23 protein-coding genes are annotated in these 21,961 nt (G+C 37.6%); 19 read left to right on the top strand and 4 right to left on the bottom strand.

Annotated elements, in window-relative coordinates:
* Nucleotides 1–18 precede the first annotated feature (18 nt).
* From Q4575_RS01335 to Q4575_RS01315, 6 genes are all read left to right on the top strand, one after another.
* Nucleotides 19–351, top strand: coding sequence for an integration host factor subunit beta (locus Q4575_RS01335; RefSeq protein ID WP_303521133.1), 333 nt, complete (start codon nt 19–21; stop codon nt 349–351).
* Nucleotides 352–416: 65 nt separating this feature from the next.
* Complete coding sequence (locus Q4575_RS19790) at nt 417–629, top strand: LapA family protein (RefSeq protein ID WP_215962974.1); 213 nt, start codon at nt 417–419, stop codon at nt 627–629.
* Nucleotides 622–1,776: a hypothetical protein gene (locus tag Q4575_RS01330; protein ID WP_303521079.1), complete on the top strand. Its 1,155-nt coding sequence runs from the start codon at nt 622–624 to the stop codon at nt 1,774–1,776. Before Q4575_RS19790 ends, Q4575_RS01330 begins: the two co-directional genes overlap by 8 nt.
* Before the next feature lie 19 nt (nt 1,777–1,795).
* The gene (gene pyrF, locus Q4575_RS01325; RefSeq protein WP_215962972.1) at nt 1,796–2,491 is read left to right on the top strand and encodes an orotidine-5'-phosphate decarboxylase; all 696 of its coding nucleotides are present in this window, start codon (nt 1,796–1,798) and stop codon (nt 2,489–2,491) included.
* Between the two features lie 331 nt (nt 2,492–2,822).
* Nucleotides 2,823–3,362 carry a DUF924 family protein gene (locus Q4575_RS01320; protein ID WP_303521078.1) on the top strand — a complete coding sequence of 180 codons (540 nt, stop codon included), beginning with the start codon at nt 2,823–2,825 and terminating at the stop codon, nt 3,360–3,362.
* 153 nt (nt 3,363–3,515) lie between these two features.
* Nucleotides 3,516–4,313: an ABC transporter substrate-binding protein gene (locus Q4575_RS01315; RefSeq protein WP_303521077.1), complete on the top strand. Its 798-nt coding sequence runs from the start codon at nt 3,516–3,518 to the stop codon at nt 4,311–4,313.
* A 744-nt stretch (nt 4,314–5,057) separates the two neighbouring features.
* On the opposite strand, the gene Q4575_RS01310 is transcribed toward Q4575_RS01315, so the two are convergent.
* Nucleotides 5,058–5,942 carry a WYL domain-containing protein gene (locus tag Q4575_RS01310; protein WP_303521076.1) on the bottom strand — a complete coding sequence of 295 codons (885 nt, stop codon included), beginning with the start codon at nt 5,940–5,942 and terminating at the stop codon, nt 5,058–5,060.
* A 643-nt stretch (nt 5,943–6,585) separates the two neighbouring features.
* Between Q4575_RS01310 and Q4575_RS01305 the strand changes: the two genes are divergently transcribed.
* A complete protein-coding gene (locus Q4575_RS01305) occupies nt 6,586–7,479 on the top strand; it encodes a WYL domain-containing protein (protein ID WP_303521074.1) in 894 nt (297 codons plus the stop codon).
* Nucleotides 7,480–7,737: 258 nt separating this feature from the next.
* On the opposite strand, the gene Q4575_RS01300 is transcribed toward Q4575_RS01305, so the two are convergent.
* On the bottom strand, nt 7,738–8,016 hold the full coding sequence (locus tag Q4575_RS01300; RefSeq protein ID WP_215962951.1) for a hypothetical protein: 279 nt from the start codon (nt 8,014–8,016) through the stop codon (nt 7,738–7,740).
* 360 nt (nt 8,017–8,376) lie between these two features.
* Here Q4575_RS01300 and ccoN point away from each other — a divergent pair, with 360 nt between their 5' ends.
* The 11 genes from ccoN (at nt 8,377) to ttcA (ending at nt 18,272) form a co-directional block, all read left to right on the top strand.
* Entirely contained in the window at nt 8,377–9,804 is a 1,428-nt protein-coding gene (gene ccoN, locus Q4575_RS01295; protein WP_215962950.1) for a cytochrome-c oxidase, cbb3-type subunit I, read from the top strand.
* A 12-nt stretch (nt 9,805–9,816) separates the two neighbouring features.
* Complete coding sequence (gene ccoO, locus Q4575_RS01290) at nt 9,817–10,461, top strand: cytochrome-c oxidase, cbb3-type subunit II (RefSeq protein WP_215962949.1); 645 nt, start codon at nt 9,817–9,819, stop codon at nt 10,459–10,461.
* A gap of 5 nt (nt 10,462–10,466) precedes the next feature.
* Nucleotides 10,467–10,634 carry a CcoQ/FixQ family Cbb3-type cytochrome c oxidase assembly chaperone gene (locus Q4575_RS01285; protein WP_215962948.1) on the top strand — a complete coding sequence of 56 codons (168 nt, stop codon included), beginning with the start codon at nt 10,467–10,469 and terminating at the stop codon, nt 10,632–10,634.
* 8 nt (nt 10,635–10,642) lie between these two features.
* On the top strand, nt 10,643–11,611 hold the full coding sequence (gene ccoP, locus Q4575_RS01280) for a cytochrome-c oxidase, cbb3-type subunit III (protein ID WP_215962947.1): 969 nt from the start codon (nt 10,643–10,645) through the stop codon (nt 11,609–11,611).
* Between the two features lie 169 nt (nt 11,612–11,780).
* Nucleotides 11,781–12,254, top strand: a complete 474-nt coding sequence (locus tag Q4575_RS01275; protein WP_272179666.1) for a FixH family protein — start codon at nt 11,781–11,783, stop codon at nt 12,252–12,254.
* A 16-nt stretch (nt 12,255–12,270) separates the two neighbouring features.
* Complete coding sequence (locus Q4575_RS01270) at nt 12,271–14,700, top strand: heavy metal translocating P-type ATPase (RefSeq protein ID WP_303521073.1); 2,430 nt, start codon at nt 12,271–12,273, stop codon at nt 14,698–14,700.
* 4 nt (nt 14,701–14,704) lie between these two features.
* The gene (ccoS, locus tag Q4575_RS01265; RefSeq protein WP_215962944.1) at nt 14,705–14,875 is read left to right on the top strand and encodes a cbb3-type cytochrome oxidase assembly protein CcoS; all 171 of its coding nucleotides are present in this window, start codon (nt 14,705–14,707) and stop codon (nt 14,873–14,875) included.
* Nucleotides 14,868–15,542: a sulfite exporter TauE/SafE family protein gene (locus Q4575_RS01260; RefSeq protein WP_215962943.1), complete on the top strand. Its 675-nt coding sequence runs from the start codon at nt 14,868–14,870 to the stop codon at nt 15,540–15,542. The genes ccoS and Q4575_RS01260 overlap by 8 nt, the downstream gene beginning before the upstream one ends.
* Nucleotides 15,535–16,263, top strand: coding sequence for a fumarate/nitrate reduction transcriptional regulator Fnr (gene fnr, locus Q4575_RS01255; protein WP_215962942.1), 729 nt, complete (start codon nt 15,535–15,537; stop codon nt 16,261–16,263). The genes Q4575_RS01260 and fnr overlap by 8 nt, the downstream gene beginning before the upstream one ends.
* A gap of 78 nt (nt 16,264–16,341) precedes the next feature.
* Entirely contained in the window at nt 16,342–17,277 is a 936-nt protein-coding gene (gene uspE / locus Q4575_RS01250; RefSeq protein WP_215962941.1) for a universal stress protein UspE, read from the top strand.
* Nucleotides 17,278–17,363: 86 nt separating this feature from the next.
* Nucleotides 17,364–18,272: a tRNA 2-thiocytidine(32) synthetase TtcA gene (ttcA, locus tag Q4575_RS01245; RefSeq protein WP_303521072.1), complete on the top strand. Its 909-nt coding sequence runs from the start codon at nt 17,364–17,366 to the stop codon at nt 18,270–18,272.
* A 97-nt stretch (nt 18,273–18,369) separates the two neighbouring features.
* Here ttcA and glnS read toward each other — a convergent pair whose 3' ends face one another.
* On the bottom strand, nt 18,370–20,040 hold the full coding sequence (gene glnS / locus Q4575_RS01240; RefSeq protein ID WP_303521070.1) for a glutamine--tRNA ligase: 1,671 nt from the start codon (nt 20,038–20,040) through the stop codon (nt 18,370–18,372).
* Nucleotides 20,041–20,354: 314 nt separating this feature from the next.
* On the opposite strand from glnS, the gene Q4575_RS01235 reads away from it, so the two are divergent.
* Complete coding sequence (locus Q4575_RS01235; RefSeq protein ID WP_215962938.1) at nt 20,355–21,140, top strand: DUF2884 family protein; 786 nt, start codon at nt 20,355–20,357, stop codon at nt 21,138–21,140.
* Nucleotides 21,141–21,201: 61 nt separating this feature from the next.
* Here Q4575_RS01235 and Q4575_RS01230 read toward each other — a convergent pair whose 3' ends face one another.
* A complete protein-coding gene (locus Q4575_RS01230) occupies nt 21,202–21,825 on the bottom strand; it encodes a hypothetical protein (RefSeq protein ID WP_303521069.1) in 624 nt (207 codons plus the stop codon).
* Nucleotides 21,826–21,961: the final 136 nt, after the last annotated feature.

Here is a 21,961-nt window from a genome sequence, read left to right as displayed (position 1 = left end):
TTTAAATGAGCTATAAATATAGGGGAGCATAACGCTCCCTTATTTTTTGTCTCGATATTAGGTGAGAAAATGACAAAGTCTGAATTAATAGAAACATTATCTGAACAACATCCACATGTACCTGTAAAGGAAGTGGAAACTGCAGTTAAGAGCATTATAGATAACATGGCCGAATGTCTATCAACTGGTGATCGTATTGAAATACGTGGGTTTGGTAGCTTTTCTTTGCATTATCGTGCGCCGCGTACAGGACGTAATCCTAAGACGGGTGACTCGGTTGAGTTGGAGGCAAAATATGTCCCACACTTTAAACCTGGCAAAGAATTACGCGAAAGAGTCGATTTTAAGTAGTTCCGTATTGACTCGATGAAAGACTTACAATAGCCTTGTACCCCTAAATTGCAGGGGTTAAGTTTTTGAAATTACTTAGTTACGCTATATTTTTCATTCTAGTCATATTCGCGTTGGCATTAGGCAGTGAAAACCATCAATTGGTAGATTTGAATCTACTTGTTGTGAAGGTACAACTGCCTCTAGCTGTTTTATTATTCCTAACATTTATGCTGGGCGTATTTGTTATGCTTGTGATATCTGCTATTAAAAAGTTGATTACACGAAAGAATGCTTGAATTACTATTTTTGCTATTACCTGCTGCAGTCATTTATGGCTGGGTTATGGGTAAACACAGCGCAAAAAAAGAATTGTTAGAACAGCAATTAACCATTAATAATGCGATCAATTCGAGTGTGTCGTTATTACTTAATGAAGATCAAGAACAGGCCTTTGACAGGCTTATCCAATATTTTGACGACACGCCTTCAAACATCGACAATTATTTAACGTTAGCAAAGCTGTTTCGCAAAAAAGGCGAAATCGACAAAGCTATCGCGATCCATGAAGGTTTAGTTAAAACCGATCAGATCACAATTCCTCAATATGAGTTAGAAGAAATTCAACTTGAATTAGCGCAGGATTTTCTGTCAGCGGGCATGTTAGAACGAGCTCAAAACACTCTTACGCCTTTATTAACATCGCAACACGCTTCAGAGGCATTACTTGGACTACTCCATATATTTGAGCAAACTCGTGAATGGCAAGCGGGCGTAGAGTCCTATCTAGCGGCCGATGCTCAATTATTGTCTGAAAACTGTCGTCAACTCGTAAGTCATTTTTATTGTGAAATTGGCGATGCACACGATAACTACAAATCTAAAAAACAAGCGTATAAACGGGCATTAAAGGTAAACCGAAAATCAGTTAGAAGTTTATTGGCCTTATCTAAATTGTACCTAATCGTAAATAACAAACAAAAATCGAGAGAATTAGTTGTTACGATTCTTGACCAAGAACCGAGTTTTGCACCGGCGTTATTTAATATTGCGCCTGAATGTTTTGTCGATGAGTTCGAACAAACAGCTTGGTTATTTTGGCTAATAAAAGAAAAAAACATTAAAAGTGTTACAGCTCATAGTCAGATGACTGACTATATTGTAAAAGAGAAGGGCATTGAGGCGGGGCGCAGTTATATCATTGAGCATTTGCAGGACCAGCCAAGTGTTCGCGGTTTTGCAAAGTTGATTGAACTTGAAAAAGAATTTTTTATGTCCGATCCTCATTTTAAACAACTGCAATCCCTAATTACACGTTACATTGAATTAAAGCCACTTTATGAATGTAATAGTTGTGGGTTTACCACAAATCATTTCAGCTGGCGTTGTCCAGCATGCAATAATTGGCAAACAATAAAACCATTGGCCGGATTAGACGGCATATAAAAGTTAGAGAGACATTTCCGTGAATAACAAAAACATCGTAGTAGCATTGGATTTTGACAATAAAAAAGAAACGACTGATCTGGTCGACAGACTTGACCCTAGTTTATGTCGTTTGAAAATTGGCAAAGAAATGTTTACTCACTTTGGACCAACCTTTGTCACCGAAATTCAGAACAAAGGTTTTGACGTTTTTCTCGATCTAAAGTTCCATGATATACCAAACACAGTTGCAAAAGCCGTAAAAGCAGCGGCAGACCTTGGCGTGTGGATGGTAAATGTACATGCAAGTGGCGGTGGTAAAATGATGGATGCAGCCAAAACCATACTGCAACCGTTTGGTAATGACGCGCCTTTACTAATTGCAGTTACGGTATTAACAAGTATGTCTGACGACGATTTAATAGAGTTAGGTATAACGCGTACACCTCGTGAACAAGTTAACTTTTTAGCCGGTCTAGCACACAAATATGAACTAGACGGAGTGGTGTGTTCAGCCCAAGAAGCGCAGATGTTAAAACAAAACTATGGCGCAAACTTTAAATTGGTAACACCAGGTATTCGAACTGCGGATGCGTCAGTTGATGATCAAAAAAGGATCATGACACCGCAAAAAGCGGTTGCTGCAGGATCTGACTACTTAGTTATTGGTCGAGCGATTACGCAATCTTCAAACCCAATTGAAACTATGAAAGCAATTTATCAATCTATAAACTAATTCCTCTAGTTTGTATTTGCCTAACGACAACTCGTTGGTTAGTAACAGTGTCCTACATTGCTAATTAATCAACGGGTTACCTCATCTTAGTCACGCCATGACGAGACTAATACTACGAATTGGCCATCTAATAAACCCACTCAAAATTGCCTAGCAACGTTATTATTTCAAACGAAACCCGTGTTTTATGTTAAATCTAATTAATTAGATTCTTTTCTTGAACTCAAAATAGGTATATTCAGATATTTAAACTATTGTTTAATAACAGACACCTTGATAAAACATTGGGCATAAAAAGATTTTGAATGATGTATTGCAAAGGAAGATAGCAATGAATTGGCAAAATGTAATAGCGTTTTGGTTTGACGAGTTAACACCAGCCCAGCACTTTTCTAAAAGTGATGAGTTAGACCGAGTCATTACAACGCGTTTTGATGATACTTTATCGGCAGCAAAACTGGGCGAACTTTATATCTGGCGTACTGAACCTTTGGGTCGTTTAGCCGAAATAATCGTATTAGACCAATTTGCACGTAATATATATAGGGATGATAAAAGGGCGTTTGAATCAGATCCTTTAGCATTAGTTTTAGCTCAAGAAGCAATTGCACACCGCTTGGATGTAGCTATGAGTATCCCTCAAAAGTCGTTTTTATATATGCCGTTTATGCACAGCGAATCACCAAGCATTCATAAGGTAGCGGTGACCTTATTTGACCAACCTGGACTTGAAAACACACTTAATTTTGAACATAAACACAAAGAAATAATAGATCGCTTCGGGCGTTATCCACACAGAAATTCGATTTTGGGACGTAGAAGTACCGATCAAGAGATTGCATTTTTAAATGGACCTAATTCGTCATTTTAAACGTGAATATTGTTGCTAAACGGTCTAAAACTTATCGTTTATCAATAATAGGTTTACCCAACAGATAGAATAAAAATAAAGTTTTGGGGCATAAATGAGGTGTTAGTAGTAAACAACGATGTGAGCGTTGTTATAGAGATCAACAGGTGCAAGATGAAAAGGTTATTTTACAAAGCGATTCTTTTTTTATTACTGCTAAGTACTTTACCAGTTATTGCTAATGCTGACAGTGAAGTTACGATTGCCGTTTTTGATGACCACGATAAATACGTATTGGCTTCGGGCCCATACGGTATTTCTTGGCGACTAATTACACTCGCAGCAAAGTCTCAAAACATAACGTTAGTACCTCAGGAAAGTTCGTGGCAAGGCAGTGTTAAAAGGTTAAAGGGGAAAAAGGTCGATTTAATTTTTGCCGCTTTTAAAACAGAGGAACGCGCAAAGTGGGGATATTTTTCAAAGCCATTAATGTCAACCACGTCGTCTATTTTTACATTGCCCGAAAACCCAATAAATCACGTTTCTGAAATTGATCTAAACGTCGCCACAATAGGCGTTTCTGCAAATTCAAGCCAAGAAACAATTGCAAAGGAACTGGGATTTAAGAACATTTACGCAACGGTTACACGTAAACAACTTTTTTATATGTTACGTCAACGCCGATTAGATTATCTATTTTTTGCTGTCGGCGCAGTTAATTACTATTGTATGTTTTATGAAGATCCAACAGATCGCGATTGTTTAAAACGTGTTGGCGGTAATTATGGCGGGAAGTTTATTCATACATTAAGCCTTAAGACTAAAAAGTCTAAGGCGATAATGAAAAAACTAAATAACGGTTTAGTCGCTATAAAAGATTCCCAAGAAGTCATTTCATATTTCAAAGAGTTCAATTACACAGACCAAGATATCGAAAATTGGAAAAAGTCATTGTCTGAAGATGTTAATTAAGTTCGACACGAATTAAACCAGATTCATTATTTTAAAGCCGACATAGATAATACAAAGATACGACATAGATAAGACACAGCTAAGACTAAGAAATAGATACGACAAATATCTAACTAGCCAAATAAGAAAGATGCCGTATTTAAATTTTACGGAAAATAAGGCAGTCTAAATTATTTCAACCACGTAGCGCGTGCGGTATTTGAATTTTACGGATAACAAGCCAGTCTAAATTATTTCAACCACGTAGCGCGTGCAGTATTTAAATTTTACGGATAACAAGCCAGTCTAAATTATTTCAGCCACGTAGCGCGTTAATAGATTAAGAAGACAATCTGTTTAAAGAGAAAATCTAACTAAATTAAAACGATATAAATAGAAATGGTGGGAAATATTAGGCCAATTTGATTTGTAAGTGCTCTACTTCAAACAGTTCCTTGCTATGCGCACAATGTATATTATGTTAAATAGGGTGTTGACCAACATTGCCTGCCCAACACTGTGGCTTTAATATAGTTCCGTTGACTGTCTCTTCCCATTTAACAATTCCTATTACCCCCAAATCTATTTCACTTTGCTCTGTTCACTATGTTTATGTAGTTCAATCGTTTACATAACCTTTGGATTGCTACACGACACACTTTTGTACAAAGATACTTACCTTGTTTAATTAGCCGTTATAAACCTCAGTCTATAAAACTGAAAGCTGACAAAAACGGCGAACCATTTAATATAAGTAAAATAGAGTTAATAACCTGGTGCAATTGATAAGTTATGCGCACCTCGAATCTCAGTACGATTGTTCAAATACAACTGATATTCGACACTAGATAAGGTGCCGCCAACCGTGCAGTCGACATTCCATCTTCTTAATAAATACCCTGCCATGGCAGCGCGTACGCTAACAATTTTTTTCCCATCAAGCATGCCGTAATCCATTTCTATCGCAGTGGGATGTTTGATGTTTTTAGGATGCGGTACAATTTCGAGCTGCAAAATATTTTGCCATGCGTCATCTGCGGTTTGTAATTCATGAACCCCGAGTTGGTTTGATCGAATCGATACTTTACTTATTCGTGTCAAAACAAAATCTCTAAAGCTGTTTGATTTTCGGTCGTAACCACGAACATGCCATCGTAACCCATTATCAATAATCGAGTGTGGTACAAAGTCTCTTGCCGCAGAACCACTGGACAACGAGGTATAGATCATATTTACAACATTACCGTTTAACATTGCTTGAACTAAACGTGCTATCACAAATATGTCGGGTACATTTAAGTGTGATGGTTGCTCTACTGGAAACTCTGTATTAGCTATCGAGTCGTAACCATCTGAAATTTGATTCGCAAGCTTTACTAAAGTTTTACGCGCATCATGCGGGAATAAAGGTTTGAATGTTTCTGCTTGAAAATAACGTTTAACTTTTGCGTCATAATATAAATTGTTTGGTGCATATTCTTTGTAAAGGTTGAAATCTCTTGTTCCAGCCGACAAACCAACTTCAAATTGGCTAATAAGGTCATTACGACATAGGTGTCCCTTAAAAAATAAAGAAAAGTCGATAAACGCTAAGCGTTGCTTTTGAGCGAAGGGAATATTTTCGAATTCTATATTTTTGTTTGTGGCCACACTATTTCCTTAAATGTTTCAATCGCTGAGATTACTGGAGTTTTGTTAATGTTAAGTATGTGATTTAAAATAAACCACATCAAAAGTAAAGTAAAGTCCTCGTTGTTAATTAGTAATTTGGTTTATTTTCTGAATTTAAACGAAACAAGTTGTTAAGGGTGGTTGAACATATTAAATACCCGATCACCAATAATTATAAAATGGCATTACTAAAGATCATGCCTCTTCATCACCTATGCCTTTAAAGTAGTTTCACGACACCAAATCCCGCTGAATTAGTATCGTTTACTGTATCAAACTGTAACCCTCACAAACTTAAATTACGTTACTAACGGTTCGTAACCACTTGGTAAACGAAGTTAGTTTAAAAGTTATTCACAGGTTAACTTTAGGCACTTATAAATGCTTATAAATAAGAGTGTATCATAATGAGTCTCGTGGGTAGTTTCGCCCTACACCTGTGGGTAAATTCACGAAAGTCATTGTAATTGGCGTTCTTCCTGTTGGTAAATACATACTTAGTCGGTTGTTAATTACCATGTGTGGATTCTTTGTATACATATGTTTGGTTGTTTTTGTTGGTCTTCGGTTTGGTTTGTGTTATGGTGTACCAAAATGTTACATATATTTGGGGCCTGTTCTCATGCAAGAAAAACATAAAGAAAATAACCAAGCACTTCGTTATGATCAGTTACAACGGTTTAAATTTATAGAAACCCTCGCCTTGTGGGAGGGAGAATTAAGTACCAAACATTTATGTGATTATTTTGGAATTCAGAGACAGCAGGCTTCTAGAGATATAAAAATATACTTGCGGGAAATTGGACCTGGAAACTTGGTTTATGATGCTTCGCTAAAACGATATGTTGTCACTCAAGGTTTTGCAGCAAAACTGATCGACGACAAATTAAATGACTATCTATATACGTTGGAACACTGCCGAACTGTTAACAACTCAAATTCAAGCAGTGCCAATAAGCCACTTTATTTAGGTGTTAATATTGTTCATAACATTGAGTTTGGACATCGTGCAATTTCTGCGGATGCGTTTAGAGAAGTATTAAATGCGTGCGTGCATTCTCATTGTCTTAATATCGATCACCGAACAATTAAATCACCAACAAGCGAAATGCAGCTCATCGCCCCCCATTCTATTATTTTCATCAATCAACAATGGCATGTCAGAGCATATTGTTTTCGGGAATTATCGTTTCGTAATTTTGAATTACGTCATATACATGGAACACCCACTTATAATAGTGAGCAAAATATTAATACAGTAGAAATGGATGATGACTGGAACACACTTGTTAACATCAACGTAATTCCAGATCCGAGATTATCAGCGGTACAAAAGTTGGTAGTTGAAAACGAATTCGATATGGAATTTGGTAGTTTGTTAATAAATACCCGAGTTTGCTTTATTCCCTACTTATTTAAGCAACTCAATATTGATGTCAATATCACTCACCCTGATCCAACGGAACAGAAAATAGTGATAGAGAATTTAAATGCAATTAAACGATGGGTTTTTTAAACAGTCTTACCCAAACCACAATTATTGTAGGAAAGACTAAAAATGCGAAAAATTTGGACCTAATCTAACTTCTGAACTTGTCAATAATGGCAAGTTATCATTTTATAAGTTGTGTTTACTTGGACCAATGTAAACGAAAATATTTGTTATTGCCTTCTATAAATTAATCCAGTTAAGTGAATGAAAGTAGTGTTAAAATGGTATCGCGTAACCATGTTGGTGTTGACTAACATCGACACTAAGTTATTGTAATATAAATTATTGTATGGCTCTTTGATTCCAGTAACTTTTTAGGTCCGTTATCTCTTGTGTGCCATCTTGATACGTCAAAATTACATTCCACGACATCATTGGTTCTGCGCACATGCCAAAAAAAACCTCTGCTTGAGTTTCAGTTTTAGTTAATTTATTTAGCCTAACAGGAAGTCGCCCCATGTTCATATTTGTCGCAACAAGATAAACGGATTCTAAGGGTTTATTTGAACGTATCGTAAAGGGAATGAGTTGCTCTACAAATAAATGTTCCGTTTTAAACATCAGTGTGCTGTTTTTTGTGTTTCGTACAAGGCAACTATTGTGTTCCTCACAACTGATATTTTGAGACTCGTTAGGTGTTTTGGGATCGGGTGCGCACGCACCTAAGATATAACTGAAACTTATAAAAGTTAGTGTTTGAAATATAACAGATTGTTTTTTGAGCATTTGCACCAATTCTTTATTGATCTACAACAATAATATGTGTTTAGTCGCTGTTATTTTACCTCCAAAGCCATTATCATTCACCCTCCCAAAAGAACTTAAGTTTATCTTTTTAGGATTAATCTCCAATATTTGGATTTTGGGTCTAGAATAATAACCTTAAACAACTATTTTCACCCCCAAGTGGAATTTTAAAATATGACAACAACAAACATTGCTCACCCAGAGTACAATTACAAGGTTGTTAAGCAATTTGCTTTAACAACTGTTTTGTGGGGTATTGTAGGAATGACGGTTGGTGTATTGATTGCAGCGCAATTGATATGGCCCGCATTAAACTTCGATACACCATGGTTAACTTTCTCTCGACTTCGTCCTCTGCATACCAATGCGGTAATTTTCGCGTTTGGTACGAGCGCTCTATTTGCTACATCTTATTATGTTGTGCAGCGTACTTGTAAAGTTCGCATTATTAGCGACAAAGTCGCGGCATTTACATTCTGGGGTTGGCAGGCCGTTATTATTTCAGCTGTGATCACATTGCCGCTTGGAATTACAACGTCTAAAGAATATGCAGAGTTAGAATGGCCAATCGACATACTGATTACGTGTGTATGGTTAGCTTATGCTTATGTATTTTTAGGCACGTTGGCGATTCGTAAAACAAGCCATATATATGTAGCGAACTGGTTTTATGCCGGTTTCATTATCACCGTTGCGGTTTTACATTTAGTAAATAGCGCTGCAATACCTGTACATTTGTTTAAATCATATTCAATGTACTCAGGTGCAGTTGATGCAATGGTACAGTGGTGGTATGGACACAATGCGGTTGGTTTCTTACTAACAGCTGGTTTCCTTGGCATGATGTATTATTTTGTACCAAAACAAGCAGAGCGTCCGGTTTATTCGTATCGTTTGTCAGTTGTTCACTTTTGGGCGTTAATTTCGCTTTATATTTGGGCTGGTCCGCACCACTTACATTACACAGCACTTCCAGATTGGACTCAATCTTTAGGTATGGTGATGTCAGTTATACTCTTTATCCCATCATGGGGCGGTATGATCAACGGTATCATGACCTTGTCAGGTGCTTGGCATAAATTGAAAACCGACCCGGTTTTACGTTTCTTAATCGTTTCTCTTTCGTTCTACGGTATGTCGACGTTTGAAGGTCCAATGATGGCGATTAAGTCGGTAAATGCCCTTTCACACTACACTGACTGGACTATCGGTCACGTTCATTCTGGTGCGTTAGGTTGGGTTGCGATGATCTCTATCGGAGCGCTTTATCATTTAATTCCTCGTCTTTACGGTTTAACCCAAATGATTGACCTTAAATTGGTTAATGTACATTTCTGGTTACACACAGTCGGTGTAGTACTTTATATCGTTGCTATGTGGATATCGGGTGTTATGCAAGGTCTAATGTGGCGTGCGGTAAACTCAGACGGTACATTAACATACAGTTTTGTACAGAGTCTTGAGGCTTCTTACCCATTCTATTTTGTTAGATTCTTAGGCGGCCTGTTTGTTGTAGCCGGTATGCTTGTAATGGCTTATAACGTCATTAAAACAGTTCGCAGTTCATCTAAGCAACCTGTTGCTGAAGCACAAGCTGTATAAGGAGCAATTATAATGGCAAATCATCACGAGAAGATTGAAAAAAGCGTCACGTTAATGGCTATATTAACTGTTGTCGCGATTAGCTTTGGTGCGCTAGTTGAAATTACTCCACTAATGTTTCAAAAAGATACGACCGAACCCGTTGCTGGATTACGAGCTTTAACGCCATTGGAAATGGAAGGCCGTGACATATACATCCGTGAAGGGTGTAATAACTGTCACAGCCAAATGATCCGTCCATTCCGCGCTGAAGTAGAACGTTACGGTCACTATTCTGTTGCAGGTGAATCAGTTTGGGATCACCCTTTCCTTTGGGGTTCAAAACGAACTGGCCCTGACCTGGCCCGAGTAGGTCAACGTTATTCAGACGATTGGCACTATGCCCATTTAATGGATCCTCGTTCTGTTGTTCCACAGTCTAATATGCCTTCATTTAAATGGTTAGATGAAAACCTGTTGACTGGTGAACACATTGCAAAGAAATTTGAAGTCTTTAACAGATTAACTTCAGGCAAAACTCATAAAGATGCAGAGGGTAACTACATTCCTTTGTACTCTGCAGAAGACATTGCTGGTGCGAAAGCCGCCGTTGAAGGTAAAACTGAAATGCAGGCTCTAATCGCTTATTTGCAACAACTAGGTACTCATCTTAAGTAATGACTATGGATTACGGTACTTATAGAGGCATTTACACATTAATTTTATTAGTTTTATTTTTGCTTATCGTTTACTGGGCTTACGGTAAAAAACGTAAGAATAAATTTGACGACATCGCCAGTTCTATTCTTGAAGACGACGTTGAAGATAAGAAAAATAGTAAGGAGTCATAAAAATGGTCATGACTGAGTTTTGGCATTGGTGGGTAATAATACTCACTGTTACTTCATTAGTTCTTTGCTTTTGGATAATTACCATTAACTTAAAGAACTACACCCACGTAGGCGAAGGCGAGTCTATGGGGCACGAGTTTGACGGCATCGAAGAAATGAACAACCCTCTACCAAAGTGGTGGACGTATATGTTCTATTTCATTCTTGTTTGGTCAATTGGTTACCTCTTCTTATTTCCTGGTTTAGGAAACTATGAAGGTGCTTTAGGTTGGAAAAGCTCGAACCAAGGTATAGTGACTATGGCTGAGTCTAAAAAGCTGGCACAAATAGCAAAAGACGAAGGCTTACTTGTTCAATTAAACCAAGAAGAAGTTGTTGCAGAAGAACTTTACGGTCCTATCTTCAAAGCAATGGCAGATACGCCAATTTTGGAATTAGCATACAACGACGACGCGTTTAAAGTTGGTCAACGTTTGTACTTACAAAACTGTGCGCTTTGTCATGGTTCTGATGCCCGTGGTTCACGTGGTTTCCCTAACTTAACTGACAGTGATTGGTTGTATGGTGGAGCTCCTGAAACAATTAAAGCGACTTTGATGCATGGTCGAGTTGGTGCGATGCCAGCTTGGGAAGCGTCACTAGGTGAGCAAGGTGTTCAGGAAATGACTGAATACGTTCTAAAGCTTGCTGGTCGTAAAGTTAACGATAAGTTAGCAGAAGCAGGTAAAGCTAAGTTTGTCATGTGTGCGGCATGTCACGGTCAAGATGGTCGTGGTTCAGTTGCTCACGGTCTGTCGTTTGGTGCACCTAACCTTACGGATAACGTTTGGTTGTATGGCGGTTCACGTCGTGCAGTTGAAGAGTCTATTCGAAGTGGTCGTAATGGTGTTATGCCAGCATGGAAAGACATTTTAGGCGCGGATAAAGTACACGTTATCTCTGCTTATATATATAGGAAGTCCCACCCTAATCAGTAGGACTTCAGAAAAAGCCTCTTCGGAGGCTTTTTTTTACTATTAATTCAGAAGTACATTCCCCACATTAATGTCTTTCTAAATTAAACGTATTATTGCAATTCTAACTATGTTCTAACTAGATTTTAGTAAAACATCTGTTAGGTTCGTACTCCCCAATTAGGAAATTTTAATGAATTTAAAACAAGATATTTGGTATAAAAACCCGTACGTATGGTTGGTTATAACTTTACCGATGACGGCGGTAATCGGTGGTATTGCTACAGTGATCATTACAAGCATGAACCAACCAGATATGGTTGTAGATGACTACTACAAAAAAGGTAAGGCCATTAATTTAGAACTTAAATTATACAAACAAGCGGAAGCATTGGGCATTGAAATGTCGACGGTCATTACCGACCAAAAGATTACACTGGAAAATCCTTATAACCTTCCCGCGGTTAAAATTAAGCTAGTTCACTCTACGTTAAAATATCGCGACCTAGATTTCATTGCGACACCAAACGCTAAGGGACAACTTACTGCACCGGTTGAACATGATATTTCAGGTAAATGGCAAGTGTTCATCGAACCTATGGATGGCAGCTGGAAACTTCGAAAAGAAATCGCTCTTCCAAACAGCAATACAATACTAATTAAATAAAACTAATTGACTGGTAATGACAAAAAAAACTGCGTGTTTTCATTGTGGTGAATCGATTCCGGCAGGTGAAAGCCCCCTATTCGCCCAGCTTAATACCGAACAACAGCAAGTATGTTGTAATGGTTGTAAAGCGGTTAGTGAGCACATTTATCAAAGTGGTCTAAGTGTTTATTACCAGTACCGAACTGAACTTGGCAATAAGCCCGATACTTCTGATAGTAGTGATTTTGAAGTTTATAATCAGGCAGAATATATTGATTTAATTTGTGAGAACCTCCAAGAGTCCACAAAACGGATCACGTTAAGTGTCGACAATATTCACTGTGCCGCATGTGCTTGGTTAATTGAACATTCATTATCGCCACTTGATGGCATAATCAAAGTTAATGTAAACACGATTAGCGAACGAGCGACAATTGAATGGGACCAAAATATAATCCACCTTTCGCAACTCCTTTCAAAACTTAAATCTATTGGCTATGCTAGCACGCCATTTTCGGTAACCGATGCTGAAAAAAACATCAAACGTCAGGAAAAGCAATACATTAAACGATTAGGCGTTGCTGGGTTGTTCACCATGCAAGTCATGATGCTCGCTTTTGCTATGTATTTTGGCGCCTTTTCGACAATGGAGTCGCACCAAACAAGTTACTTTAAATGGATCAGTTTTGCGCTATGCATCCCAGTTGTATTCTATTCAGCGTTGCCGTTCTTAAGGGGGGCAATAACCGCGGTTAAATCTCGCCACTTATCTATGGATGTTTCCGTCGCGGTCGCTATTTACGGTGCTTTTTTTATTAGTTTTTATCAGCTATTAAAATATGGTTTTGATGGTAATCGTGGGGAGGTATATTTCGAAAGTATTTCGATGTTTACATTGTTGTTACTCATTGGAAAATACCTAGAGTTTAAAGCAAAAAGTCGAGCAATATTGTCCAATGCAAATCTAAATAAAACGCTCCCTATTTTTGCCAATCGATTTGAAAACGGTCAGATAACAACGGTATTAATTCAAAAATTAAATATTGGAGACACCATAGTAGTAAAACCGGGTGAACAGTTTGCCGTGGACGGTAAAATAGTTAATGGCGAAACAACAGTCAATGAATCTGTTTTAACTGGTGAATTTTCTCCAATATTTAAACATTTTGGTGATCCTGTGTTGGCCGGCAGTATTAACAACGATGGCAATATTAAAGTAGAAATTACGGCGTTAGGGTCTAATACAACATTAGCTAAGATTGGTCAGTTACAGGAAGAATTTACCAAACACCGTCCTAAATTAAGTCAATTTGCCGACAAAATTGCTCACTATTTTGTTATTGGACAACTAATAATTGCATTTATTACTTATTTGATTTGGTTGAATGTAAGTCCAGACGACGCTATATGGATAAGTTTATCGGTTTTAGTTGCTACCTGCCCCTGTGCGTTAAGTTTAGCAACACCAACGGCCTATACCTGTATTTTAAGTAAGTTAAATCGTAAGGGTATCTTAGTTAAAGATGCATTAGCATTTGAACAATTGACAGAAATAACCCATGTTGCTTTTGATAAAACAGGTACATTAACAACAGGTCGATTTGAAATAAACGCAAATGGTACAGAATTATCCTCAGAATTTACGACAGAATTAGCGGCTGCGGTTTACTTATTACAATGTCATTCTGAACACCCAATTGCTAAAGCGTTTACCACCGAAAACTTAGGTATTCTCAATCGTGATATTGGCACCATAAACTTAACGGACATTGTAAGTCATATTGGCCAAGGTATTTCGGCAACTTATAATGAAAAGACCTTAAAAATAGGGACTCCGGAGTTTATCGGGTCGACTTTACATTTGCCAAAAAACCGTACAGTGCAAAATGTATTGGTTAGTTATGACAATAGGTTATGCGCACAGTTTAGTGTTACGGATAACCTAAAACCAGATAGTGAAATAACAATAAGCAACCTAAAACAAAAAGGGTTAACTACCTTGTTAGTTACCGGTGACCCATCTGAATCTGGTAATGTGATCGGCAAAAAGCTTAACTTTGATCATATCTATACAGGGTGTGATCCTAAATCAAAAGCGGATAAGATTGTGTCATTGCAGTCAGAGGGCAATAATATTTTGATGATCGGGGATGGAATTAACGACGCACCCGTTTTTGGGGCGTCTAATGTATCCATTGCAATGTCTAGTGGTGCAGACATGACTAAACACTCTGCTGATATCATAGTACTTAACAATAAATTAACGGCTGTTGAAACGCTTTTAACAGCGGCATTAGAAACAAAACAGACAATCCGTAATAACCTGTATTGGTCTTTAATTTACAATATGATTATTTTACCAGTGGCCATGTTAGGATTGGTGCCACCTTATATTGCGGTGCTCGGTATGTCAGCAAGTTCAATATTAGTCGTATCGAATTCACTAAAACTATTACGGGATTAAAACGTTGCAAGTAATTTACTACCTAATACCGGTTGCTCTGATATTTTTAATCATCGGTGTAATTGCATTTTTTTGGGCAACAAAAAACGAGCAATTCGACGACATTGAAAAACATGGTTTGTCCATTCTAATGGATGAAGACGACAACACGACAAAACCTAAAGACAATGAATGAAGTCATAACTGCGTTAATAATGGGTCTAACCGGCTCAGTTCATTGTTTAACTATGTGTGGTTCATTATCTGTTGCTCTTGGATTTTCAATTCCAAAACAGAAAACTTTTTGGCTATATGCGTTATTTGTTAGCCTCGGTCGTGTATTTGGGTACGGTCTTATTGGGCTACTTGCTAACCTATTAACACAGTCGATCGTTGTCGCAAGTTCAGGTACGGTATTTTATCTATCAATGTTATCCGGTGTATTAATAGTCGGTATCGGATTGCATATAGCTAATATTAGTAATATCGTCACAAAGTTAGAAAAACTTGGTACGTTTATCGACATTTGGTTAGCGCCGCTAAAGAAAAAACTGATGCCAATTGACACGATTCCCAAATGTTTAGCCTATGGTTTATTGTGGGGCTTCTTACCCTGTGGTCTTGTTTATACAGCACTGAGCTTAGCAATTGTCAGTCCGAGCCCAATAACGGCTTTTTCAGTAATGACAATTTTTGGATTGGCTACTTTACCTACCGTCGTCGGTATGACGGTTTTTTCTAATCACCTCTCTCGTATTTTTAGCCATAGCTACACTAAAATCATATTGGGTTTAATAATTACTTTCGCTGGGCTATATCAAATTAGTAACGCTTTTTATAAACTAAACGCATTGAATGTTTAAAAGTCGTGATAACGCAATGCAAACTCCTTGTAATACTTTTTCGATAAGTTGTGCTAACTGCAATCTAAGCCAGTTATGCATACCGTTTTCATTAAACGATGATGAACTCAATACATTAGACAATGCTATTGATCGCAAAAAACCGTTCCATAAAGGTGATGTGTTATTTGAAGCAGGCGCAAAATTTACAAGTCTTTTTGCCGTCAGATCAGGAAGTTTCAAGTCGTACTTAATTGACAAGCAAGGTGTATCACAAGTTACTGCTTTTCATTTACCTGGGGATGTCATTGGCTTTGACGCCCTTGCAGAGCGGACGCATCAAACCTTTAGCACGGCATTAGAGACTTCTATGGTTTGTGAGATCCCATTTACATTAATGGATGATTTGTCGAACCAGATGCCCAAATTACGTCAACAAGTGAACCGCTTGATGAGTAACGAAATTAGCCATGATCAATCGATGTTTATGCAACTAAATAAACGTACAGCAGAAGAACGTGTCGCTCGATTTATTGTGGATATGGCTAATCGATTTAGCCAACGAAATCTATCCAAACGGTCATTCCGTTTGTCTATGACTCGCGCTGACATTGGCAATTATCTAGGTTTAACCGTCGAGACTGTATCTCGTATCTTTAGTAAGTTTCAAAAACAGATGCTGATAAAAGTGGATGGCAAATTAATTGAAATAATTGATTTTGACAATTTGAATCAACTTTAAAAAACCTCTTAAAATAATTAGAAGCTTTTGCATTATTGACTACAATTAAAGTAAGAAAATCATTAAGGTGAATTTCATATGAGTCAATTTAGCAAATTATTAGTTGTTATCGATCCAGCAGAAGATAACCAAAAAGCACTTTCCCGAGCTCTGCAGTTAGCGTCATGCGTTTCAAATTGTAATGTGACGCTCTTCCTCACAATTTATGATTTTTCCTATGAAATGACAACTATGTTGTCGCCAACAGAACGCGAATCAATGAGAAATGCGGTTATTCAAGATCGGAAAGATTGGTTAAACCAATTGGTTATCGAAGCACAGGGCACGAGCAGTCTAATTGATATCATCGTTGTCTGGCACAACCGCCCTTATGAAAGCATTATTAGAACCGTAATAGAGGGTGATTTTGACCTAGTAGTTAAAGCCACTCACGAACATGATATTTTAAAATCAGTGATCTTTACGCCAACTGATTGGCATCTACTACGTAAGTGCCCCTGTAGTGTATTGTTAGTCAAAGAACATCAATGGCCTGACCACGGTCAAATATTAGGTGCTATCAACGCAGGTACTGACGACATCGATCATATGAAGCTCAACGAATCTATTGTTGAACATGCCCATTATATGAGTGACTTGCTAAACGCTGAAGTCAATTTAGTTAATGCTTTCCCACCTACCCCCATGAATATTGCAGTAGAAATACCAGAATTTGATGTTATTGAATACCAAAATTCAATGCAGGAGCATCATAACGCGGCAGTCAAAAAATTTGCTAAGCAACATGGTGTACCAATGGAAAACGTCTATTGCGAAGAAGGTATGCCTGAAGATGTTATACCTAAGATAAGTGAACAAATAGACGCTGAGCTTGTTGTCATCGGTACAGTAGGTCGAAGTGGCTTAAGCGCCGCATTGATTGGCAATACAGCGGAACACGTTATCGATAATATCGATTGCGATTTATTAGCATTAAAACCACCCGGCTTTGTAAGTAGTGTTAAACCACTATAAGTAAGTTTGCGCTGTGTTGACCAATAATCAATTTATCTTTGCTGATACAAAATATATAATGCGCGCCTTAGTTTTTGAGGGTAATTATGGCGACTTCAGTTCAAGCAAAAGAAAAATACAACTTTAACAAACTGCAAAAACGTTTGCGTAGAGATGTCGGTAAGGCAATTGCAGATTTTAATATGATCGAACACGGCGATCGCGTTATGGTTTGTTTATCAGGTGGCAAGGATAGCTATGCTATGTTGGATATCTTGATGAGCCTGCAACGTTCTGCACCCATTCAATTTGAACTAATCGCAGTTAACTTAGATCAGAAGCAGCCTGGTTTTCCTGCCCAAGTTTTACCTAACTACTTAGAAGAACTTGGCATTGAATACAAAATTGTCACTGAAGACACTTATTCAATCGTGATGGATAAAATACCAGAAGGTAAAACAACCTGTTCTTTATGTTCTCGTCTAAGACGTGGGATTTTATATAGGACTGCAAAGGAGCTTGGTGCAACTAAAATTGCTTTGGGTCATCACCGAGACGATATTTTAGAAACTATGTTTTTGAACATGTTTCACGGTGGTAAATTAAAATCTATGCCGCCAAAGTTAAAAAGTGATAATAAAGAACATGTTGTCATTCGTCCGCTTGCGTACGCAAAAGAGAAAGACATTCAACGTTTTGCCGACGCTAAACAATTCCCTATCATTCCATGTAATCTTTGTGGCTCACAAGAAAACCTGCAGAGACAAAACATTAAAGAGATGTTAAACAGTTGGGACAAACAATTCCCGGGCCGCATTGAAAGTATGTTTAAAGCATTGCAAAATGTTGTTCCAAGTCACCTTGCTGACAATGAATTATATGATTTTAAAACCTTAAGTCAGGAAGTAGATGAAGGTGATATTGCGTTTGATGCACCTGAAATTCCTTCGTTTGTAATTGACGAAGATGTGATGGATGATGACAGCACAGTCACTCAATTTGTTGAATTAAGTTAGAGACAATAAAAAAGCCACTGTAAAGTGGCTTTTTTGATCTATTTGCAACCGTTATCGCATCGCTGAAGTTAAACCTTATCAGGCAATAAAGTAGTATTTATTTGGGCTCAATTTTAGCCCAAGAATCACGTAAACCGACAGTCTTGTTAAATACTAAATTTCCGGCTTCATTCTTAGTACCATCGTTACAGAAATAACCTAATCGTTCAAACTGGAATGCTTGCTGAGCTTGGCTTTCAAGTAAACTTGGTTCGATAAATCCGTTGCGGATAATTAATGAGTCTGGATTTAAGATCTCATCAATTGATTCTGCAGCCGCTGGATTTGGAACGGTAAATAGACGGTCATAATCTCGAATTTCGGCTGGAACACCTTCGCTCGCTGACACCCAATGGATCACGCCTTTAGCCTTGCGGCCATCCGCAGGCAACTTACCTAACGTAGTATCGTCATAAGTACAATAAATTGTCGTGATTTCGCCGTTTTCATCTTTATCACAGCGTTCTGCTTTGACGAAATAAGCATTACGTAAACGAACTTCCTTACCAATGACTAGACGTTTGTATTTTTTGTTGGCTTCCTCACGAAAATCTTCGCGTTCAATAAATACTTCACGAGTAAATGGCAATTTACGACTGCCCATGTCTTCGTTGTTGGGATGATTTGGTGCGTCTAACCATTCAACACTGTCAGTTGGGTAGTTTTCGATAACCACTTTTATCGGATCTAAAACAGCCATTGCGCGAGGTGCATTTTCATTTAGGTCATCTCGGATACAGGCTTCTAACATGCCCATTTCGACCGTGTTTTCCATCTTAGTCACACCAATACGTTGGCAAAACTCTTGAATAGCTGCTGCCGTATACCCTCTACGACGTAAACCCGCAATAGTTGGCATTCTAGGGTCATCCCAGCCACTCACGTAATTTTCTGTTACTAACGTATTTAGCTTACGTTTACTCATCATCGTGTATTCAAGGTTTAGTCTTGAAAACTCATATTGATGTGGGCGCGAATCTATAGTGATATTATCCAAAACCCAGTCGTAAAGACGACGATTATCTTGGAATTCTAGCGTACATAAAGAATGCGTAATGTTTTCAATCGCATCAGAAATACAGTGAGTAAAATCGTACATTGGGTAAATGCACCATTTGTCGCCAGTTTGGTGATGATTAGCATATCGAATACGATAAATAACAGGATCACGCATACACATGAAGCTGCTCGACATATCTATTTTAGCTCGTAAGCAGCACTCACCTTCTTTGTATTTCCCATCGCGCATATCATGAAAATGTTTGAGGTTTTCCTCAATGGATACGTCGCGATATGGGCTGTTTTTACCTGGTGATGTAAGCGTACCTCGCATTGAGCGAATTTCTTCTTGATTAGAAAACTCTACATACGCGAGGCCTTTGGAGATGAGTTCTTCTGCAAAACCAAAAAGCTGGTCAAAATAATTAGAAGAATAGCGGACTTCATCGTGCCACTGATAGCCTAACCAGTTAACGTCTTTTTTTATGGCATTTACGTAATCAATGTCTTCTTTTTCAGGATTTGTATCATCAAATCGTAAGTTACAAAAACCGTTATAGTCTTTTGCAATACCGAAATTAAGCACAATAGATTTTGCATGCCCGATGTGCAAATAACCGTTTGGTTCTGGCGGAAAACGGGTATGAGTTGTTTGATGTTTTCCTGCTTCTAAATCTGCATCAATTATATTTCTGATAAAGTTCGTCGGACGAGCTTGCATCTCTGCCATTGATAGTGCCTTTTTAACTAAATAATTGCCAAGAGTATACCACTGCTGGTATTAAGTATGCCAAGTGTAAATAGTTCATTAGCTGATATTTTAAGCACTTAACAAAATTAACCAGTTTTTGACAAAAATCACCAACTCATCTACGTTTTTTGTTTAATGTAAATCACTGAATATTTTTATCTTATTGTAATTAATGTGTTTTTTAGTTGGCATTAAGATTGCCTTTAAAGTCATTATTAAACTAAATATGTCGCGTTAATGTTATCGTTTGCGACAATCACTAAATTGCACCATTTTTTATTAAAGGAAACATTATGAAACTATTGGCCCTAACGACACTTGTCGCAGCAACTCTTTTTGTCTCACCCTATTCTCAAGCTGCCAATGTATCTATGGATAATCATTGTGATCTTGAATTAAACAATGCGCTAACAATTACGCCAAAGCATATTCTTATCAAAAATGAAGATGAAACTCTTATCGACATCTATGACGATAAAATGGTATTTGTCAGAGGCGATTTAATCGAATTAGACAGCAAACAGCAAAAACTTGTAACAGAATATGCAGCGTCGTTGCGTGCGGCCATTCCAGAGATTGGTGAAATTGCAATCGAAGCCGTTGATATAGCGTTTCAAGGTATACAAGCGGCGTTTGGCCAAATGCCTGAAAATTCTAAATTAAGCAGTAAATTTGATGAAATAAAGACAAAGATAAAAGATAAGTATGAAAGTGAAGACAGCCATTATTCGTTTTCTAATGGAGAATTTAATCATCAGATTGACGGCAGTGGTATAGACGAATCTGTGGAAGAGTTAATGGAAGATATGATCCCTAGCTTAATTGGTGGCCTTATCTCTAATATTGGTAACTCTATTGCAAATGGAGAATCGTCTTTTAGCGATTTAGATAATCTAGATGACCGTATTGAACAAGAAATAGAATCACGAGCGGATGAAATTGAAATAAAGGCCAACAAGTTTTGTGAAAAATTAAAACTGGTCGATAAAATGGAAGATGAATTAACGGCGTCAAATAGTAAATTTGCTAACTTTGATTTAATCAAAATTAATGAAAATGACGATTACGAAGACCGCTAAATAGCTTGTCCTACGATATAAATAAACGAGGAGCGTTACTCATCGTTTATGATCATTTAATTTACCCCGCATCAGCTAGAAGACTTGTTATTAACAAGTCTTCTATTTTTCGTAAGTTAACAACTTCAAAATCAATATAATGTAGCTTGTTTACGACAACTGACAATTGGTTATGCTCTAAGTAGCAATCTAACGACACACGTTTGTTAAAATCAATTTCAGGGAAGCTGTTAGATTTGCATATAAAGGTGAGGTTAGGTGTTTTTCGTTTCGTACAGGTCTTGTCAGTAGGTATGGTATCTACTGTTTGATTAAACATCGCAGTTACATTTACTAAGTTGGCTTTGTTATGAAGTTTTTTAAATACAAAATCGGTGAGTTCCGTTGTAACGAATATGACTGGTTTAATATGATGTTGGTAGCGGTTAACTAAATACAAACCATCTAATTCTGTCAATTGATCCAGTCGTGTTTTTACGTCCACATAGGCGTTAAGATCGTTAAATAATGCAATAGACAATAATTTTGTTAACGTTTCAAGTTGACTTAAAGATGTGCTTTGCGCTAACAGGAAATCTGTAAAAGAAGTTATGTTAGTTAACGGGACTGATAGATGCCCTGCGCTATGAGACTTTGCTTTTACCATATCGTAATGGTAATTGAGTAACACTGCTTGATTTGCCATGGGGTTGCCTAAAACCTTAGCCAATACATAAACAACGTAATAAATAAGTTTGTTGTCTCACTTCGTTGCAGTTTGGCGGGTAAGTTCACTACTGCATAAAAATCATACAATAGTGGTGCCAACATCTCAGCCAAAT

It is taken from the genome of Psychrosphaera sp. 1_MG-2023 (assembly GCF_030548245.1).
Lineage (GTDB): Bacteria > Pseudomonadota > Gammaproteobacteria > Enterobacterales > Alteromonadaceae > Psychrosphaera > Psychrosphaera algicola.
The sequence above is the reverse complement of the archived record's forward strand: the minus strand, read 5'-3'. Positions and strand labels throughout refer to the sequence as shown.

Excerpts from the sequence above, each read along its gene's own strand:
- Q4575_RS01330 (WP_303521079.1), top strand. The coding sequence starts at position 622 with ATGCTTGAATTACTATTTTTGCTATTACCTGCTGCAGTCATTTATGGC.
- Q4575_RS01320 (WP_303521078.1), top strand. The coding sequence starts at position 2,823 with ATGAATTGGCAAAATGTAATAGCGTTTTGGTTTGACGAGTTAACACCA.
- Q4575_RS01315 (WP_303521077.1), top strand. The coding sequence starts at position 3,516 with ATGAAAAGGTTATTTTACAAAGCGATTCTTTTTTTATTACTGCTAAGT.
- Q4575_RS01305 (WP_303521074.1), top strand. The coding sequence starts at position 6,586 with ATGCAAGAAAAACATAAAGAAAATAACCAAGCACTTCGTTATGATCAG.
- Q4575_RS01300 (WP_215962951.1), bottom strand. The coding sequence starts at position 8,016 with ATGTTTAAAACGGAACATTTATTTGTAGAGCAACTCATTCCCTTTACG.
- ccoN (WP_215962950.1), top strand. The coding sequence starts at position 8,377 with ATGACAACAACAAACATTGCTCACCCAGAGTACAATTACAAGGTTGTT.
- ccoO (WP_215962949.1), top strand. The coding sequence starts at position 9,817 with ATGGCAAATCATCACGAGAAGATTGAAAAAAGCGTCACGTTAATGGCT.
- Q4575_RS01285 (WP_215962948.1), top strand. The coding sequence starts at position 10,467 with ATGGATTACGGTACTTATAGAGGCATTTACACATTAATTTTATTAGTT.
- ccoP (WP_215962947.1), top strand. The coding sequence starts at position 10,643 with ATGACTGAGTTTTGGCATTGGTGGGTAATAATACTCACTGTTACTTCA.
- Q4575_RS01275 (WP_272179666.1), top strand. The coding sequence starts at position 11,781 with ATGAATTTAAAACAAGATATTTGGTATAAAAACCCGTACGTATGGTTG.
- Q4575_RS01270 (WP_303521073.1), top strand. The coding sequence starts at position 12,271 with ATGACAAAAAAAACTGCGTGTTTTCATTGTGGTGAATCGATTCCGGCA.
- Q4575_RS01260 (WP_215962943.1), top strand. The coding sequence starts at position 14,868 with ATGAATGAAGTCATAACTGCGTTAATAATGGGTCTAACCGGCTCAGTT.
- fnr (WP_215962942.1), top strand. The coding sequence starts at position 15,535 with ATGTTTAAAAGTCGTGATAACGCAATGCAAACTCCTTGTAATACTTTT.
- uspE (WP_215962941.1), top strand. The coding sequence starts at position 16,342 with ATGAGTCAATTTAGCAAATTATTAGTTGTTATCGATCCAGCAGAAGAT.
- ttcA (WP_303521072.1), top strand. The coding sequence starts at position 17,364 with ATGGCGACTTCAGTTCAAGCAAAAGAAAAATACAACTTTAACAAACTG.
- glnS (WP_303521070.1), bottom strand. The coding sequence starts at position 20,040 with ATGGCAGAGATGCAAGCTCGTCCGACGAACTTTATCAGAAATATAATT.
- Q4575_RS01235 (WP_215962938.1), top strand. The coding sequence starts at position 20,355 with ATGAAACTATTGGCCCTAACGACACTTGTCGCAGCAACTCTTTTTGTC.
- Q4575_RS01230 (WP_303521069.1), bottom strand. The coding sequence starts at position 21,825 with ATGGCAAATCAAGCAGTGTTACTCAATTACCATTACGATATGGTAAAA.